The sequence below is a fragment of the Streptococcus sp. HMSC071D03 genome (assembly GCF_001812125.1).
In the GTDB taxonomy this organism is placed as follows: Bacteria; Bacillota; Bacilli; order Lactobacillales; family Streptococcaceae; genus Streptococcus; species Streptococcus pseudopneumoniae_N.
This window is the reverse complement of record NZ_KV807753.1, coordinates 29,800-46,025: the sequence shown is the minus strand read 5'-3', so window position 1 is coordinate 46,025 and position 16,226 is coordinate 29,800. Positions and strand designations below refer to the sequence as shown.

At 41.4% G+C, this 16,226-nt stretch carries 11 protein-coding genes and 2 pseudogenes; 1 reads left to right on the top strand and 12 read right to left on the bottom strand.

Going from position 1 to position 16,226, the window contains the following annotated elements:
• The 11 genes and pseudogenes from bgaA to miaA all read right to left on the bottom strand — a co-directional run.
• Window positions 1-6,277, bottom strand: a pseudogene (gene bgaA, locus HMPREF2837_RS05525) (LPXTG-anchored adhesin/beta-galactosidase BgaA); the annotation flags it as partial.
• A gap of 224 nt (window positions 6,278-6,501) precedes the next feature.
• A pseudogene (locus HMPREF2837_RS11950) lies at window positions 6,502-6,652 on the bottom strand (YSIRK-type signal peptide-containing protein); the annotation flags it as partial.
• A gap of 409 nt (window positions 6,653-7,061) precedes the next feature.
• Complete coding sequence (locus HMPREF2837_RS05520; RefSeq protein ID WP_049548894.1) at window positions 7,062-7,619, bottom strand: SMI1/KNR4 family protein; 558 nt, start codon at window positions 7,617-7,619, stop codon at window positions 7,062-7,064.
• A 14-nt stretch (window positions 7,620-7,633) separates the two neighbouring features.
• A complete protein-coding gene (locus HMPREF2837_RS05515; RefSeq protein WP_049548895.1) occupies window positions 7,634-9,382 on the bottom strand; it encodes a glycoside hydrolase family 13 protein in 1,749 nt (582 codons plus the stop codon).
• 241 nt (window positions 9,383-9,623) lie between these two features.
• A complete protein-coding gene (locus tag HMPREF2837_RS05510) occupies window positions 9,624-9,818 on the bottom strand; it encodes a helix-turn-helix transcriptional regulator (RefSeq protein ID WP_033584559.1) in 195 nt (64 codons plus the stop codon).
• Window positions 9,819-9,824: 6 nt separating this feature from the next.
• Window positions 9,825-10,154, bottom strand: coding sequence for a hypothetical protein (locus tag HMPREF2837_RS05505; RefSeq protein WP_049548896.1), 330 nt, complete (start codon window positions 10,152-10,154; stop codon window positions 9,825-9,827).
• A 397-nt stretch (window positions 10,155-10,551) separates the two neighbouring features.
• Window positions 10,552-11,307, bottom strand: coding sequence for an SDR family NAD(P)-dependent oxidoreductase (locus tag HMPREF2837_RS05500; protein ID WP_049548897.1), 756 nt, complete (start codon window positions 11,305-11,307; stop codon window positions 10,552-10,554).
• A 20-nt stretch (window positions 11,308-11,327) separates the two neighbouring features.
• Window positions 11,328-12,257, bottom strand: a complete 930-nt coding sequence (gene rnz / locus HMPREF2837_RS05495) for a ribonuclease Z (RefSeq protein ID WP_049548898.1) — start codon at window positions 12,255-12,257, stop codon at window positions 11,328-11,330.
• Window positions 12,258-12,271: 14 nt separating this feature from the next.
• Entirely contained in the window at window positions 12,272-12,895 is a 624-nt protein-coding gene (locus HMPREF2837_RS05490) for a cystathionine beta-lyase (RefSeq protein ID WP_049548899.1), read from the bottom strand.
• Window positions 12,888-14,126 carry a GTPase HflX gene (gene hflX, locus HMPREF2837_RS05485; protein ID WP_049548900.1) on the bottom strand — a complete coding sequence of 413 codons (1,239 nt, stop codon included), beginning with the start codon at window positions 14,124-14,126 and terminating at the stop codon, window positions 12,888-12,890. The genes HMPREF2837_RS05490 and hflX overlap by 8 nt, the downstream gene beginning before the upstream one ends.
• On the bottom strand, window positions 14,119-15,003 hold the full coding sequence (gene miaA / locus HMPREF2837_RS05480) for a tRNA (adenosine(37)-N6)-dimethylallyltransferase MiaA (RefSeq protein ID WP_049548901.1): 885 nt from the start codon (window positions 15,001-15,003) through the stop codon (window positions 14,119-14,121). Before miaA ends, hflX begins: the two co-directional genes overlap by 8 nt.
• Window positions 15,004-15,123: 120 nt before the next feature.
• Here miaA and HMPREF2837_RS05475 point away from each other — a divergent pair, with 120 nt between their 5' ends.
• Window positions 15,124-15,294: a DUF3042 family protein gene (locus HMPREF2837_RS05475; protein ID WP_049548902.1), complete on the top strand. Its 171-nt coding sequence runs from the start codon at window positions 15,124-15,126 to the stop codon at window positions 15,292-15,294.
• A 45-nt stretch (window positions 15,295-15,339) separates the two neighbouring features.
• Here the strand turns inward: HMPREF2837_RS05475 and HMPREF2837_RS05470 are convergent, their stop codons facing one another.
• The gene (locus HMPREF2837_RS05470) at window positions 15,340-16,179 is read right to left on the bottom strand and encodes a thymidylate synthase (protein ID WP_049548903.1); all 840 of its coding nucleotides are present in this window, start codon (window positions 16,177-16,179) and stop codon (window positions 15,340-15,342) included.
• Between the last annotated feature and the right edge of the window lie 47 nt (window positions 16,180-16,226).

The window sequence follows — 16,226 nt, the reverse complement described above, 5'->3', positions numbered from 1 at the left end:
ACTCTGGAACTTCTACTACTGGAGCTGGCTCGTCGCCTGCTGTGCCAATTGCTCCTGCGTATTCTGGTACTTCATGAACAGCTGCTTCTGCTCCGTTAACACCGCCTGTGAATTCTGGAACCTCGTGGATAGCTGGATCAGTTTTACCTGATACTTCTTTCTTAGTTCCGACTAAGACAATCTCATCTTGTGCTGCTTCAACAACTTCACGAAGTTTTTCAGTACGGCTTCCATCTACTGCTACTTCAGTAAGGATGCGTTCTTTACCTTCACGACCTACTTGAGTCACACGAGTTTCACCTTCTGGAAGAGTCGGATCATCTTGCTTAATAGACTTAAAGCTAATTGCTTCTTCTACCACTTCTAGGCTAGGAAGTGCTTCTTGAACAGCTGGTTCTGCCTTAGCAGTTTCGACCTCATCTTTAGTCAATTGGATTCGGTACTCTTTAACGTTCTTACCACTTTCTGAAACAAGACGTACCAAAACTGGAAGTTTATCGTCACCACTATCAACAACTGTCGCCGCTACGTTTTCACCAGCTTCCACTGTTACTTTAGGACGAGTTCCACTATAGGTTACTTGGTAATCTACACGAGCTTTAGAGAAGTCAGCAAGCTCTCTACCATCCACAAGAAGTTTAGAAGCTGTATTGTCCTTAGGTGCTTCACTTGGTGCGATAAAGGCCATTTCAGTGATAGCCACACCCTTCTTGTCAGCTTTTCTATCCATGCGCCATCTCATAGCTTTAGCTTTGACTGGTGCAAAGGTTACATGGATGTCAGTTCCTGCTTGAATCTCTTGATCCGCACGGTATTCAACTTTCTCCCAGTTAGAAGGAGTGTTGAATGGATGTCCTGGATCGTATGGTTGGTAGTTAGAGTAATATTCTGGTGAATCAAATTCTGGTCCAACATAGCGTTCTAGGACGAGTTTAGAAGGGGCGTCTGTTCCACCATCAGCAAAGAAGCGAATTTTTCCTTCTGCAACTGAACGCTCAACAATTTGACCATTTTCTCTGAAGATAACCCCTACTGAAACTTCTGGATTAGAAGATGGAGTTGCAGACCAGTTAGTCCAACGATGACTTTCATCATCAGAACCATCATTGACATAGTCCACACGGTCACGAGAGTTTGGATCGATATCGTTAGTTGCTGAGGCAAATGAGCGGTTGCTGTCATCATCGAAGTCTGGGTTGTCTGATAGGTTTTCACCGAGTTTGTCTGTCACACGTACAGCCACTTCAGCAGATAAATCAGTACCCAAAACGCGACCATGAACTGTAAATTCACCAGCTTTTGTTAGATTTTCTGCTGGTACTTCTTCCCAGTCAACAGCCAAGTCCTTGACTTCATAGCCATCTTTTCCTGTAAAGTAAACAGGGACTTTGGCTGGTAATTCTAAGGCTTGTCCTTTAGCAACCAAGCGAGAAGCTTTAGTCGCTGTTATCGGCTTACTTGTTAGCAAATCTTTGTCAGTTGTGAAGTGTAGGCGGTATTCACCTAGGATATCTCCATTTTCTGCCTTAACAACAACAACACGGACTGGATCTCCTTCACGTACGCTTGGTACAACTGTTGCAATACCATTTTCAGTTACACTTGCTGTTACAGCTGGAACTTTTCCTTGGCTTGCTTCAAGATAGTAGTCAGTCAAGCCTGGGTTAAAGTTTGGCAAATCTTTTCCATCTACTTGGATTTGCGCTTGAGCTTTCTTAGCTGCAGCTACTTGTTTAGAGAAGATTTGCAATTCTGTAATTGAAGTACCCCATTTACCATCTGGTCTAACCATGCGGATACGAACTGCGTAAGTGTTGACTTTATCAAAGCTAAAGTGAGTCATTTCTCCAGCTCTTACTTGATCTGGAGCCTTGAGATTTGTCACTTGTTTCCAGTTTTTATCGTCATTAAAGACATGGTCTTCACTAGCTACAAAGCTTGGATTCTTAGGAACTGTTGGAGTTGCTGAACCGACATAGTATTCGATGACATAGGATTTAGGTGCACCAACACCGTGGTCTTCGTGGAAGGCGACATTGAGATTATCAACTGAACGTTTAGACATGATACCAGAGTCACCAAAGAGAATTCCCACTGATGCTTCACTTGTACGGTTCCAGTTTGTCCAACGGTTTGCTGGTTGGTTATTATATGAGATTAGTTTGTCATTGACATTGGCTACTGAGTCGGTTGGATTTGAGTCTGATGCAAAGGCAAGTGGCAATTCTGAACCAGTCCACTGGTCAGAAATATTAGCACCAGTTTCTGTCTGTGAAGACACACGAACATGAAGTTTGGTTGGTAGTTGAGTACCTTCGACATGTCCTGTCACAGTAAACTTGCCTTCTTGTGCGTATTGGCTTGGTTCAATTGCGTCCCAAGTTACTTTAGCTGAAGAGACTTGGCCATTTGAGTGATAAGTCCGAACACTCTCTGGTAATTGAGGAGCTTCTGCAACTGGAGTTGTTACGCTCACTTCTTCGACAGCAATGATACCTTCTACAGATACTTTTGCATGAGCCTCTTTTTCGAGCCCTTCTACTTTACCAAGAACATCAAAGCTATGGTATTTAGCAAGTTCTTCCTTAGCAACTGCTTGCCAAGTCACCTTGTGAACCTTCGGAAATCCTTTGTCGTACTCTACAGTTACTGTAGCTGGGAGACTTGGTTCTTGGTTCAAACCTGTCACGACACTAACTGGACGGATGGCTTGGACGACTTTAGCTTCAGTATTTGCTTGAATGTTCAAGTCAATCTGACCTTCTGCTCCTTCAAATTGAGCTTTCAGAGTTACTTGACCTGGTTTGTGCAATTCAAGCATACCTTTACGAACGGCTACATCTCCCTCACCTGTAGTTGAGAAGGTAACCTTGTCAGCCTTCAAGACTGCCTGAGTACCATCTTGGTAGTGAGCCAAGACCTTGATACCGACCGTTTGGTCCTCTTTCAAAGCAGCTGCATTTTCAACTTCTAGGCTCAAACGTTCAATTTGTGGAGCCTCTTGTAGGAATTGGATAGCATAGGTTTGTAGTGGGCCACCATCATTTGGTTGAACATGGATAGTTGCTCGCATACCATTTGCTTCATTAGCTTGAATAACTGTCACTTCTGCATTTTCAGCTGTAGCTTTAACCTCTGGCAAAGCTACGCCATAAGCAAGCTTGTGGTATTTTACAGGTTGGTCAGTTGAAAGACCTTCAACCGCTTGATCTGCCACAGTTACACTTGGAACTACTGGATTAGCAGCTTGACCTTCTGCCACTACCAAGGTCGCAGCGATTTCTTCATCTTCTAAAATACCTTTTGCTTGGATGCGAGAGCCTGGGATTGCTAGTTTAGCTTGATCTTCAGCTGCAATTTCCCACTTATCAACATCATAGCTTGCTACAGTACCATCTGACAATACGTAGGAAACAGATTTGTCAACTGAATTTAGGTCTGTATTTGGAGCGATTCTCTTAACGACAGGCAATTCTGCTTCGAGTGCCAAGACTTCAACACGCGCTTCTACTTCACGTCCTTCTGCCACACCTTTAACAGTAACAATTCCTGGTTCGTTGATATCAACTGCTGACCACTCTACTGGAAGTTTTGCACGACTGCCGTCACTGTAGATAAATGCCACTTTCTTAGGCATTTTTGGTGCTTGCCCGATAACTGTACGTACTTTAGGTACTTCTGTACCTAAGACAGTTTTTTCTTCTTGGTCTTTCTTACCTGTGAAGATAGTAGTTTGAGCAGATTTCAAGAAATCAGAGTGAGCAGTCAAAGTAAATTTACCAGCTTGCTCAGTTGATTTAACAATGACAACACCCTTACCATTGAAGGCCTTACGGATCCATGAACCGTCTGCTTGTTCTTTGTAACGCTCACGGCTAGCTTGTTCACCGTTATCCACACCGACAATTTGACCTTGACCATGCAACTGGAAGCGCACAAGGTTGTTAGCTGTAGGAACTACATTACCAGCCTGGTCAACGATTTCATAGTAAATATAAGTGAGGTCTTTCCCGTCTGCTGCGATAGCATGTTCTTCTTTCACTAAGCGAACACCTGCAGGCTCTCCAGCAGTCGTAATCTTATCACGAGCAATTTCATTACCTGCTTCATCACGAGCAACTGCTTCCAAAGTTCCAGCTTCGAAAGCAACCTTCCACTCAAGGTAAAGTTCCTTGGCATTGGCACCTTCTTGGTAAGTACGTCCATCACTAGTTTGTTTTTTGTTAAATGTCTTCTTGCCTAGAGATTCACCGTTCAAGAATAACTCAACACTTGCAGCGTTAGAGTAGGCACGAACAGGAATCTTACCATCTGCATCCGCTACGTTAGCTTTCAGAGTAGGATCTTCCCAGTTCCAGTGAGGAAGCAGGTGAACCATTGGTTTCTTCTGAGCAGAAACCCATTGGCTTTGATACAAGAAGTAGTCATGTTTTGGAATACCAGCTGTATCTACGATACCAAAGTAAGAACTTTTAACTGGTGTTTGGTTTTGGTTGTGCCATGGAGTAGGCTCACCAATATAGTCAGTACCTGTCCAGATGAACTGACCTGCATAGCCTGCATTGTCACGGTCAAAAGTCCAAGATGCAGTTGCTGTTTTACCCCAACCAACACGGTCATTACCGTAGTCTGACTGCTCGTAATTACGGTAAGCCTGATTGCTATGAACTAGCTCACTCTCTGGACGGAAATAGCTTCCACGTGTACGAGTTGCAGAAGAAGTTTCTGATCCGTAAATCAACCAGTTTGGATGTTTAGCACGCAGTTTCTTGTAGTTGTCTTCTGAATAGTTAAATCCAACCGCATCCAGTTCGTCAGCGATTTTTTCATGACCACCACTACCATCACCGAAACGGAATTTATCTGCTCCCATAGTGACATAGCGTGTCTTATCAACGTCCTTGATGACCTTGACCAAACGCTTAACAGTCGCTAGAGAATGTGGATCTCCTGAAGCTTCACCGATTTCATTACCGATAGACCACATGAAGATAGCTGGGTTGTTCTTGCCTCTTTCGACCATGGTACGCAAGTCAAAATCAGACCATTTTTCACCTTTTTTAGCTTCTGGGTGAGTGGCATCTTTTTCAAAGAAACGGCCGTAGTCGTACTGTTTCTTACCACCATACCAAGTATCAAAGGCTTCTTCTTGGACCAACAAACCTAGTTCTGCAGCAATCTGCAAAGTTTGCTCACTAGCTGGGTTGTGGGTTGTACGGATAGAGTTCACACCCATATCCTTCATCTGTTTCAGACGACGGTATTCTGCCTTATAGTTTTCTTCAGCTCCTAGAGCTCCGTGGTCATGGTGAAGAGAAACTCCATGGAATTTAATGCGTTCACCATTCAAAGAGAAGCCTTCATTTGGTGTCCAGTTATAGTAACGGTAACCAAACAAGTCCTTCTTAGCATCGACCAATTGACCATCACGATAAACACGAGTCACCAACTCATAAAGGGCAGGCTTGTCATTAAGGACTGTCCAAAGTTTGGGTTTCTCAACTTGCAAAATAGCATTTAGACTAGTAGATTGATGAGCTTTCAAGACTTGGCTATCTGTACGAACCACGTCCGTTACAGCCTGACCATTTCGTTCGATAATTTGGTATTCAGCAAGAATTTCATGATCTTTGTCATCTGTATTGACAATCTTACTTGTTACATGAGTATCAACCTTACCATTTTGTTGTTTTTCAAGGTCTGGTGTTAAGATAGTTGTTCCATTTTTCTCAGCATGAACCTTATCTGTGACTTGAAGGGTAACATCGCGGTAAATACCACTTCCTGAGTACCAACGGCTACTTGGTTGTTTATTAACCGCATGTACAGCTACGACATTTTCACGACCGTCTTTATTGAGATAATCAGTGATGTCATAAGAGAATTGGTTGTAACCATTTGGATAGTGACCAACTAGCTGACCGTTTACATAGACTTGCGAATCCATATAAACACCATCAAAGACTAGGTGAACATTCTTGTTAAGGTCTTTTTCGTCTAGTTTAAAAGTCTTGCGATACCAAGCATACCCACCATTCAGTTGTCCACCTTCGTTTTGGGCAGGTGACTGATGGTCGAAGTCGTTATAGATACTCCAGTCGTGAGGGAGGTCTAATTTCTTCCAACTTGATACATCGGCATCTGGCTTGATGGCGTCGTTGGCATTAGCATTGAGTTTAAAATGCCAGTTTTGGTTAAATTCTACTTTACGGTCCTCAACCAATTGATTTACCTCCTCGCTGGTAGCCGGTTTTAGGTACGGTTTTTCCGTTTGAGAAGATTGATCTTGAGTAATTACTTGAGGTTTCTTATCTAGCATGGAATCCTCTTTTTTGTCAGAGTCTGATTGTAGAGTTTGATCGTCCTGTGTTTTTTCAACTTCATGAGCTGGTGTAGCAACTTCACTTGCAGCTGATTCGGTTGATGCTGGCTGTTCTGGACTTCTTGTTTCACCAAGTTCCTCTTTATGAGAATCATCCTCTACTTTTTCTGTAGCAACTGCAATTGGAGTTTCATCAGCTGAAACTGGGTTTACACCAGCTACTCTTGCTCCAAATAAGACTGAGCAAGTACCGATGACTACAGAGCAAGTTCCAACGGTAAATTTTCGGATACTATACACTCTTTTTCGATTCCAATGATCTTTTCCCATAAGATCCTTCTCATATTCGTAACCGCTTCTATTTTTGTGTAAGCGCTCTACTTTTTCAGTAGTATTTTGCTTCCATTTTATAAAATAATATAAGAAACTTCAATACTGGCAGCATAAAAATCATACTTTTGATTCTTTTTTCTATAATTTGTAGAAAAGTTTAAAAATCTGAATGTACATTTAGTGAATGGTTTTACTAAAAAAGGCGGTGGGACAGAAATCGATAGACAAAGTCTCGATTTCGTAGTCCCAGCCCCGCGAGGATGATTAGGAGCTTTTTGGAGTCTAAAAGACGAACAAAAAGTTCAATCAGCTACCGCGTCAAAGTTTGATTGCTAATAAAAAGTGAGGTCAGGATCTTTTGTCCCAACCTCTTTTACGGACTATCAAACTGATATTTCCTTATAGATTATTGATTAGATTTCCCCTTTTCCAAAAGCTTGACCATCTCATTTTTACGCTCTTCTAGCTCGGCAATTTGATGGAGTAAAAGTCCTGAAAAATCACATTCAAGCTCTTCCGATTCGCCACTATTATACCAATCTAGAGCTACTATATGATTGTCCTTATCAAAGCAAAAAATCACATCTCCATCCCCGATGATAGACAGAAACGGAATATAATCCACAAAGCCCAGAGCGTGTAATTCCTTGGTTTTAATTCGAATATCTAAGAAATCTGGGATACCGTTGGCAATCCCCAAGACCTTAATACCTCGACAGAAGGTCCAAAATGGTGCTACATCGTAAGCCTTGGCTCTTGGCCATAGCTCTTCCCTGACTTCCATAAAGAGACCTCCCAGAGATGACATGGTGAATTCCCTGAAATCTTCTGGCAGACGAATGCCGTATTGATTTTCAAAATCCTGAACATCTTCTTCCGATGGTTCATTGCCCATGCAGGCGACAACCTGATAAGTTTCCTTATCATAGTGACGAAAATACTCATAAACTTCCTTGAGTGCCATTATTTTAATCCTTTTTACTCAGAAATAGTAACTACAAAGCCATCTGGCAAGATGACTTGCTGACCATCTTCAAACTGGCAATGACTCTCTAAATCAACTGAATCTCTGTCTAAAGTATATTTCTCAGAAGACTGATTAAAGATGGCTTGAACTTCTTTTCCTTGGTAGTCCCATTTCAAGGATAAAACATCTAGTTTCACTTCTTCCAAGCGATAATTTCCATGCTGAATAATACTTGCCACTTCCTTACGGACATGAATCAACTGTTTCATAAAATTCAGCATATCATTTTCCTTAGACACACGGTCCCAAGGCATGACACGACGGCAGTCAGGGTCTGGTCCACCTATTAGTGCCAGCTCTGTTCCGTAATAGATACAAGGAGTCCCTTTTTGAAGGTAGAGGAAAGTTAGGGCAGCCTTGACATGCTGGATATTTCCTTTGGCAGTTGTGAGGATACGCTCTGTATCATGAGAATCTAAAAGGTTAAACATCACCTCTGAGATTTGTTGCTTGTAGTACATCGACTGGCTATTGATTTCTGAAATAAATTGCTCTGTCTTTTTATGCTGACGCAAGAAATAATCCTTGATACTTTCAGAGAGTGGATAGTTCATAACAGCATGGAACTCGTCTCCTTGTAGCCAAGGTTGTGAGGTATGCCAGATTTCACCTAAGATGTACAAATCAGGCTTTTTAGCAAGAACTGCCTTTCTGAAATCTCTCCAGAACTGGTGGTCAATTTCATTTGCAACGTCCAAACGCCAAGCATCGATATCAAAATTTTCAATCCAGTAGGTTGCAACCCTCAAAAGATAGTCTTTGACTTCAGGGTTAGCTGTATTTAACTTAGGCATATAGCTGGCAAAAGCAAAGGTATGATAAGGGAGTTCTCTTGGGTTCTTAAGTTTATCCTCTGTAACTGGGAATTCTTGGATATGGAACCAATCTTTATATGGTGACTTTTCTCCGTTCTTTAGAACATCCTGCCATTGGACTGACTGGTTGCCAATATGATTAAATACTGCATCTAGCATAATCTTGATACCACGTTTGTGGGCTTCCTCGACTAGATTACGAAAGACTTCCTTGTCTCCAAAGTGACGGTCGATTTCAAAATAATCCGTCGTATCATACTTGTGATTGGTCGTTGCTTCAAAAATCGGACATAGGTAAAGTCCAGTGATTCCCAAATCTTTAAGATAGTCTAAATGATCAATAATCCCTTGTAAATCTCCACCAAAAAAATCATCCATGTTAGGTGCAATGACAGCATCCCACTCTCGAGCTCCATCTGGAGTCAAATTAGGATTTCCATTCGCAAATCGTTCTGGGAAAATCTGATACCAAACGGTATTTGAAACCCAGTCAGGAACTTGGCAACCGTCAATTTCGTGAATATAAGGAAGCTTGAAACCATTCCCTTCAGCATCCAAGTTTTCTTGAGTATGTTCTACACAACCTTTATCACCGTAATAAACACCCTGACCTTCTTTATCAAGGAGCTCAAAGAGATATTGAATTCGTGCAAAATCAACCGATACTGTAACCTGCCAATAGTCAAATAGGGCATCTGAGGTTACTTTAGTCATTTCTTTCTTGGCTTCATACTTATCCTCGATGAAGATAAAGGGATCTCCATAGTGTAAGATGACCTGCTGGACATCATCTTTCTTGGTTCTGATTCGGATATGTAGCTGACCTTCTTTGTACAGATAAGCATACTCTGATTCTGGTCTATGATAAATGGCTGTTAATTCCATATTTTGTCTCCTAAATAATCATCATCAACAAAAAACGCAAACGTTTTCATAACTAACAGAACTAGTATACTATTTAAAGATTCGATTTGCAATTTTTATACCAGTTTTACGATAGATATATAGATGGACAAGGGTAAAATTGAATAGACTCTTTATGAGCTTTAAAAAGAGAGTTTCCATGAACCGGAAAACTCTCCATCATTACGAATCAGATGATTAGAATAAATGCTATCTGATATCTTTAATCTTCTAAAATGAAAATTTCTTCAACATGTAGTTGTAGCAACCTTGCAATTTTCATTGCTAGTTCAAGTGTAGGATTGTACTTGTCATTCTCGATAGCAATAATGGTTTGTCGACTAACGCCTAATATTTTTGCCATATCTTCCTGACGTAGTCCTTCAGACTTTCTTAGCTGTTTGATATTATTTTTCATACAGCATTAGTCTTTCTGAAAACAATAAATGCCAATCGCCAAAACTACGATAAGGATAACAACCATCAAAATTACTCCTTGAACAAGTTTATTTGGTTCTTTAAACTCTTCATCACCACCAATCATTTTCTGTTTTATGGCAGTTTGTGCAAATCCTTGAACAGAAATAGATAAACATAAAATCAGACTTGGTAACATTTCAAGTTCAATGCCTTTTGTAATAGATTGATAAATATTAAATACTGTCCACCCACATAAGCCAAATAGAGCCGTTTTATAACCCCATTCCTCAGAACGTAGCTGAATCGCTCTGTCCATTTCATCCATTTTTCTCATAGTCCTGTTCCTCCAATCTGTCAAAACAATGTCAAGAGCTCTTTACATTGTTTATTATACTCTAAATCGATAAAATGTCAAGATGTTTTAACATTTTTAGGCTTTTTTATTTTCTTCTATTCTAAGAATATTTCTAACTCCGATTTACAGCCTAGTCAATCCGACAAAGGGCAAGTTCTTTTAATCCTATTTTATCTTGACTTCATAAGCTTCGACTATAGATATACTTTTAGTTATGTTAGACTCGAAGTTTATCCTCTCTTTTCTGCTTTCTTATCTCTATGATACCTTTAAACTATCTAATAAAGAATAAACTACCAGTATTTTCAGGGATTATTTTTGATAAACAACTCCTCCTAATTAAAGCAAAAAGCCATTCCTCAAGGGAACAGCTTTCTCACTTATAATTAAATGTTTCCCCAGCTAACTTATCCGCTAGCTTGGGAAAGAGGGTATAAAACTTATGAGCCAAGTTCAACAAAACTGGGAGATTAAGTTCACGTTTGTTTTTTCCTATAATCTTGACAATCTTTTTAGCCACTGCATCTGGTTCTAGCAGGAAGCGGTCAACCGATTTGAGATAGGTTCCATCTGGGTCGGCTTGGTCAAAAAATCCTGTACGAATCGGTCCTGGATTAACAGTCGTCACATAGACACCATAGGGCATAAGTTCAAGGCGCTGAGCGTTTGAAAATCCAATAGCCGCAAACTTGGTCGCCGAGTAAAGACTGGACTTGCCAGTCGCTATCAAACCTGCCATGCTAACGATATTGATGATATGACCTTTTCGCATTTCCTTCATGCGAGAAGCAACCAAACGAGATAGATTCATGAGAGCAAAGGTGTTAACCTCAAACATTTGATGAATATCTTGATTAGAAATCTTGTCAAAATCCTCAAAAATCCCGTAGCCAGCGTTGTTAATCAAAACATCAATCTTACCATAACGGAGATAGAGGTCAGCTACCAATCCTTCTAAGGCTTGCTCATCGGTAATGTCAATCTCAATCAATTCTACATGTGGGTGGTTTCCGTATAGTTGAGCTAATTTTCCCTTATTTCTACCTAGCAAAATGAGTTGGTCTTGAGGCAAGAGTTTGACCATTTCTTGAGCTAGACCACCGCTAGCTCCTGTAATAAGAATAGTAGACATGCTTTTCCTTTCTCGAGATTCTAGATTTCCACTTCTTCTAGATCTTTAACCACATGAACATTTTCAAAAATACTAGCAGCGTCTTTCTTGAGCTGGCTGATATCTTTTGATAGGAAACGGGCACTGATATGGTTGAGTAAGAGTCGTTTGGCTCCTGCTTCTGTTGCCACCTGAGCAGCTTGCATGTTAGTAGAGTGGCCATGGTTACGAGCAATTTTTTCATCACCCTTGCCATAAGTCGATTCATGGACAAGAACATCCGCATTGACAGCCAGACGCACACTGGCATCCGTTTTTCGAGTGTCTCCTAAAATAGTGATAATCTTACCCGGACGGGGAGCTGAGATATAGTCAACTGCCTTGATTTCAGTCCCATCTTCTAAAACAACGTCCTGACCGTTTTTAATTTTTCCAAAAAGTGGGCCAAATGGGACACCTGCCGCCTTGAGTTTTTCAGCATCCAGCGTTCCTTCCAAGTCCTTTTGAATGACACGATAGCCAACACAGAAAATAGTGTGATCCAACTCTTCTGCATACACAGCGAATTTATCCGTTTCAAGGACTTTCCCAAGAGAATCTTGGTCAAATTCATGGAAATGAATCTTATAGGGCAGACGTGAACCAGAGACACGCAAACTAGTCAAGACAAATGACTTAATACCTTGAGGACCATAGATTTCTAAATCTGTCTGCTCTTCATTGGCTTGAAAGGCACGACTAGAGAGAAATCCTGGCAAACCAAAGATATGGTCTCCATGCAAGTGGGTGATAAAGATTTTGCTGATTTTTCGTGGTCGAATCGTGGTTTCCAGAATGCGATTTTGTGTTCCTTCTCCACAGTCAAAAAGCCAAACTTCGTTAATCTCGTCCAAGAGTTTCAGGGCGAGACTTGAAACGTTGCGGGCTTTAGAGGGCTGACCAGCCCCCGTTCCTAAAAATTGAATATCCATTCGATACTTTCTAATTAATCAATATATAACATGGCTGTGCGGTTTTCCGATCGGAAATAGCGCTTGCCAGAAAAAGCAGCAGCTTCTTGCAGTAAATCCTCTTGGCTGTAACCTTTAAGACGCTTGCGACCATCAGCCAAGCTTTCCAAATCAGTCAAAGCTGTTAGACTCTCCATGCTAACAACTTCCTCATCTCCAACAGCCTTCATGTAAATCTTGCCAGACTCCTCAAAGACTAGCTGATGGGGAAAAATTTGTGCAATTTCAAAGAGCAAGTCATCCGAAATCTTCTCCTCATTTTCAGAGAAAATTCGACCCAGACCCTCACTCCCATAACAAAAACCAAAGGATTTACCAGATAGGTTCAGACGGATAAAAGGCTTATTTTCTATTGTAAAACTTGGCTCAGCATTGTAGAGATTCAGTTCCTGACTGAGTTCCGCAAAATAATCCGTCGCTGCTTCAGGACTCTTTTTCTGGTAGAGCTCTGCAAAGTAGGCATTGACCACACTTGGCGGAGGGGTAATGAGGGCTAGTTGCTCCTGCTCTGTTTTACCAGCTAGAAGCTGATCCAGATAGACCTTATCCAGACTTGTATAACCTCCATACTTTAGAGCTAAGGTTTTAATATCAGTCATAAAATTCTTCTAACCTCCATTTATTTTTCTCGGAAATGTAGCCTGTAATCACTTCGTCATCATCTTGGTAGTCACGATCTTCAAGAATCGCCACACTTTCCAAATCATGAATCTTGTAGGATTTTGAAAAAGGCACGCGCAGGGTAAAAGATTCAAAAATATCCTTGATTTTCTCTAAAAATAGTGCCTGCAAATTCTCACGACTATCCTCAGACTTGGCAGAAATCAGAGCATAAGGCGTTTGGGTAGGCGTGAAATCCTCTACCAAATCCGCTTTATTATAAAGGGTCAGGCGAGGAATATCCTCCATGTCCAAGTCTTTCATGATAGACAGGACTGTTTTTTCATGCTCCTCGTGGTAAGGATTGCTGGCATCAATGACATGAACCAGAAGGTCCACATGCTTGCTTTCTTCCAAGGTTGACTTAAAACTGGACACCAACTCTGTCGGTAGGTCTTGGATAAATCCAACGGTATCTGTCAAGGTTACCTGTAGATTGCCCCCCAGATGGATACTCTTAGTTGTCGCATCCAGAGTAGCAAAGAGCTCATCTGCTTCATACTGGGTCTTGCTGGTCAAAGTATTCATAATAGTTGACTTCCCAGCATTGGTGTAACCAATCAAACCAATCTTAAAGGTACTTGACTCCAAACGTTTTTCTCGAACTGTCGCTCGGTTTTTCTCAACCACCTTGAGCTGGCGCTCGATATCTGTAATCTGGTTGCGAACACTACGACGGTTAAGCTCCAGCTGGCTTTCACCTGGACCACGGGAACCAATTCCCCCTGCCTGACGGCTGAGCATAATCCCCTGACCAACCAAACGAGGCAAGAGGTATTTGAGCTGAGCTAGATGAACTTGGAGTTTGCCTTCATGACTTCGAGCTCGCATGGCAAAGATATCCAAAATCAACTGCATACGGTCAATGACCTTGACACCTAAGACTTCCTCTAAATTGACATTTTGACGAGGAGTCAGACGGTTGTTGACAATGACTGTTGTGATTTCTTCTGCGTCCACCATTTGAGCAATTTCTTCCAACTTACCAGTTCCGACAAAGGTCTTGGAGTCGTATTTTTCTCGTTTTTGTCTGTAGCTATCGACTACAACTGCTCCAGCTGTCTTAGCCAGACTAGCCAGCTCTTCCATGGAGAGGTCAAAATTATCCATGCCCTGGAGTTCAACTCCAACCAGCAGGACCCGCTCCTCTTTTTTCTCCGTTTCAATCATTTAAAAACTCCTCAATCTGGTTTAAAATACGGTCTGTCACACCAGATTCTCCTATCTGATAAAAGGTCACCTGCATGCGATTGCGGAACCAGGTTAGCTGGCGCTTGGCAAATCGACGAGTCGCTTGCTTGAGACTATCGCTAGCCTCCTCCAAACTCTGCTCTCCACGAAAATAGGGGAAGAGTTCCTTGTAACCAATCCCTTTAGCAGCCTGCACATCTGGATAATGGTCAAACAACCACTTAGCTTCATCCAATAGTCCAGCTTCAAACATCAAATCCACACGGTGGTTAATCCGTTCATACAATTGACTACGCTCATCATCCAAGCAAATAATCAGCGGATCATATAAACTTTCTTGATTTTCCAAATCTTGACCAAAATGGGAAATTTCTAAAGCACGCATGGCACGACGACGATTAAACTGGGGAATCTCAAGACCTGCTTGGTCCACCAGATAGGCTAACTCCTCATCTGTATAATGTTCCAAACTAGTCCGATAGGCTAAAATGTCCTCATGAGGTGTCTCTCCACCGAGATGATATCCCTCTAGTAGACTCTGAATATAAAGTCCAGTCCCACCAGCGATAATAGCAAGCTTACCGCGACTTTGAATATCCTCAATGGCCGCCTTAGCTTCTGAAACAAAATCAAAAGCCGAGTAAGACTCGGTTACCTCTCTAACATCAATCAAGTGATGAGGAACAGTCGCCTGCTCCTCTGGACTAGCCTTAGCCGTCCCAATATCAAGTCCTCGATAGACTTGTTGGCTATCTCCACTAACTACTTCGCCATTAAAACGCTTGGCCACTTCAATAGCAAGAGCTGTTTTTCCCACAGCAGTCGGTCCAACAATCACAATTATTTTTGTTTTCATCTTTTTTCCTTGAAAAATTCCCATTTTTTCGTTACTATTATTATAACACAAAAAGGTCAGTCAGAAAAATGTGACCTCTTGAGGAGGCTGGCTGATTAAGAAGATAAAGGAGGAAAACTCATGGCTAAAGGATTCGCTAAAGGTCTTGTAACAGGTGTCGCAGGAACTGTCGCTGCACTTGCAGGCGCGGTATACGCATTTAAAAAGAAAGTAATCGAACCAGAAGAACAAAAAGCAGCTTTCATCGAAGAAAACCGTAAAAAAGCAGCTCGTCGCCGCGTATCACACTAAGCAACAAAAGAAGTTGAGATTTTTTCTCAACTTCTTTTTATATTATTAAATAGCCAAGTCAAACTTCAATTGCGGTTTCACAGGAGCATAATCAACCAGCTCAAAATCCTCTGCTTTAATATCAAAGAAATTAGTCTTGTCTGGTACATTCAAGACCAAACGTGGTTGGCAATTTGAAGGCTCACGACGAAGCAATTCCTGAGCTTGTTCAAATTGATTGTCATAGATGTGAAGGTTGTTGATAAAGTAGAAGAATTTTCCAACTTTCCAACCAAAGTGTTTAGCAATCATCATCTGAAGAGCCACATACTGCATGGCATTGATGTGGTGAGCTACTAGCATATCATTAGAACGCTGGGTCAAAGTCGCATCCAGATAGATGTCCCCATCAACTCGACGGACATCAAACATAGTCTGAAAGGCACAAGGAAGAAGGCCATCTGTTTCTTCGAAGGCTTGGTAATCCCAGAGAGAGATGATATTGCGACGGTTCCAAGGATTAGCTTCTAACTGTTTGAGAATCTTGTTAATGATATCATGCTTCTTAACAACAGCCCCATAACGTTCCCCAATAGTCCCTGTATCTCCAACTTCCCAGTCATTCCAGTAGTGAACATTGTACTTATCATTTAGAACTTCTAGGCTATTTGTCTGGTCTTGATAAATCCAAAGAACTTCCTTGATAGCTGATTTAATAGCGATAGGACGCAAAGTTGTGATGGGAAATTCACCCTTAGACAAATCATACTCTGCAAAGGCCCCTGTGATGTACTTGGAGTTAGCAACAGTCCCATCCTTATACTTGGGGCGAGCCTGTTCTGAAAAGACTCCTTCCTTAAGGATTCGTTCGATATTCTCTTTAAAAATCTTATCTGCTTTTGTCATTTACTCTCACCTCAATGTTTATTCTTAACTAGTATAGCATAAAAAAA

Excerpts from the sequence above, each read along its gene's own strand:
- HMPREF2837_RS05520 (WP_049548894.1), bottom strand. The coding sequence starts at position 7,619 with ATGGCACTCAAGGAAGTTTATGAGTATTTTCGTCACTATGATAAGGAA.
- HMPREF2837_RS05515 (WP_049548895.1), bottom strand. The coding sequence starts at position 9,382 with ATGGAATTAACAGCCATTTATCATAGACCAGAATCAGAGTATGCTTAT.
- HMPREF2837_RS05510 (WP_033584559.1), bottom strand. The coding sequence starts at position 9,818 with ATGAAAAATAATATCAAACAGCTAAGAAAGTCTGAAGGACTACGTCAG.
- HMPREF2837_RS05505 (WP_049548896.1), bottom strand. The coding sequence starts at position 10,154 with ATGAGAAAAATGGATGAAATGGACAGAGCGATTCAGCTACGTTCTGAG.
- HMPREF2837_RS05500 (WP_049548897.1), bottom strand. The coding sequence starts at position 11,307 with ATGTCTACTATTCTTATTACAGGAGCTAGCGGTGGTCTAGCTCAAGAA.
- rnz (WP_049548898.1), bottom strand. The coding sequence starts at position 12,257 with ATGGATATTCAATTTTTAGGAACGGGGGCTGGTCAGCCCTCTAAAGCC.
- HMPREF2837_RS05490 (WP_049548899.1), bottom strand. The coding sequence starts at position 12,895 with ATGACTGATATTAAAACCTTAGCTCTAAAGTATGGAGGTTATACAAGT.
- hflX (WP_049548900.1), bottom strand. The coding sequence starts at position 14,126 with ATGATTGAAACGGAGAAAAAAGAGGAGCGGGTCCTGCTGGTTGGAGTT.
- miaA (WP_049548901.1), bottom strand. The coding sequence starts at position 15,003 with ATGAAAACAAAAATAATTGTGATTGTTGGACCGACTGCTGTGGGAAAA.
- HMPREF2837_RS05475 (WP_049548902.1), top strand. The coding sequence starts at position 15,124 with ATGGCTAAAGGATTCGCTAAAGGTCTTGTAACAGGTGTCGCAGGAACT.
- HMPREF2837_RS05470 (WP_049548903.1), bottom strand. The coding sequence starts at position 16,179 with ATGACAAAAGCAGATAAGATTTTTAAAGAGAATATCGAACGAATCCTT.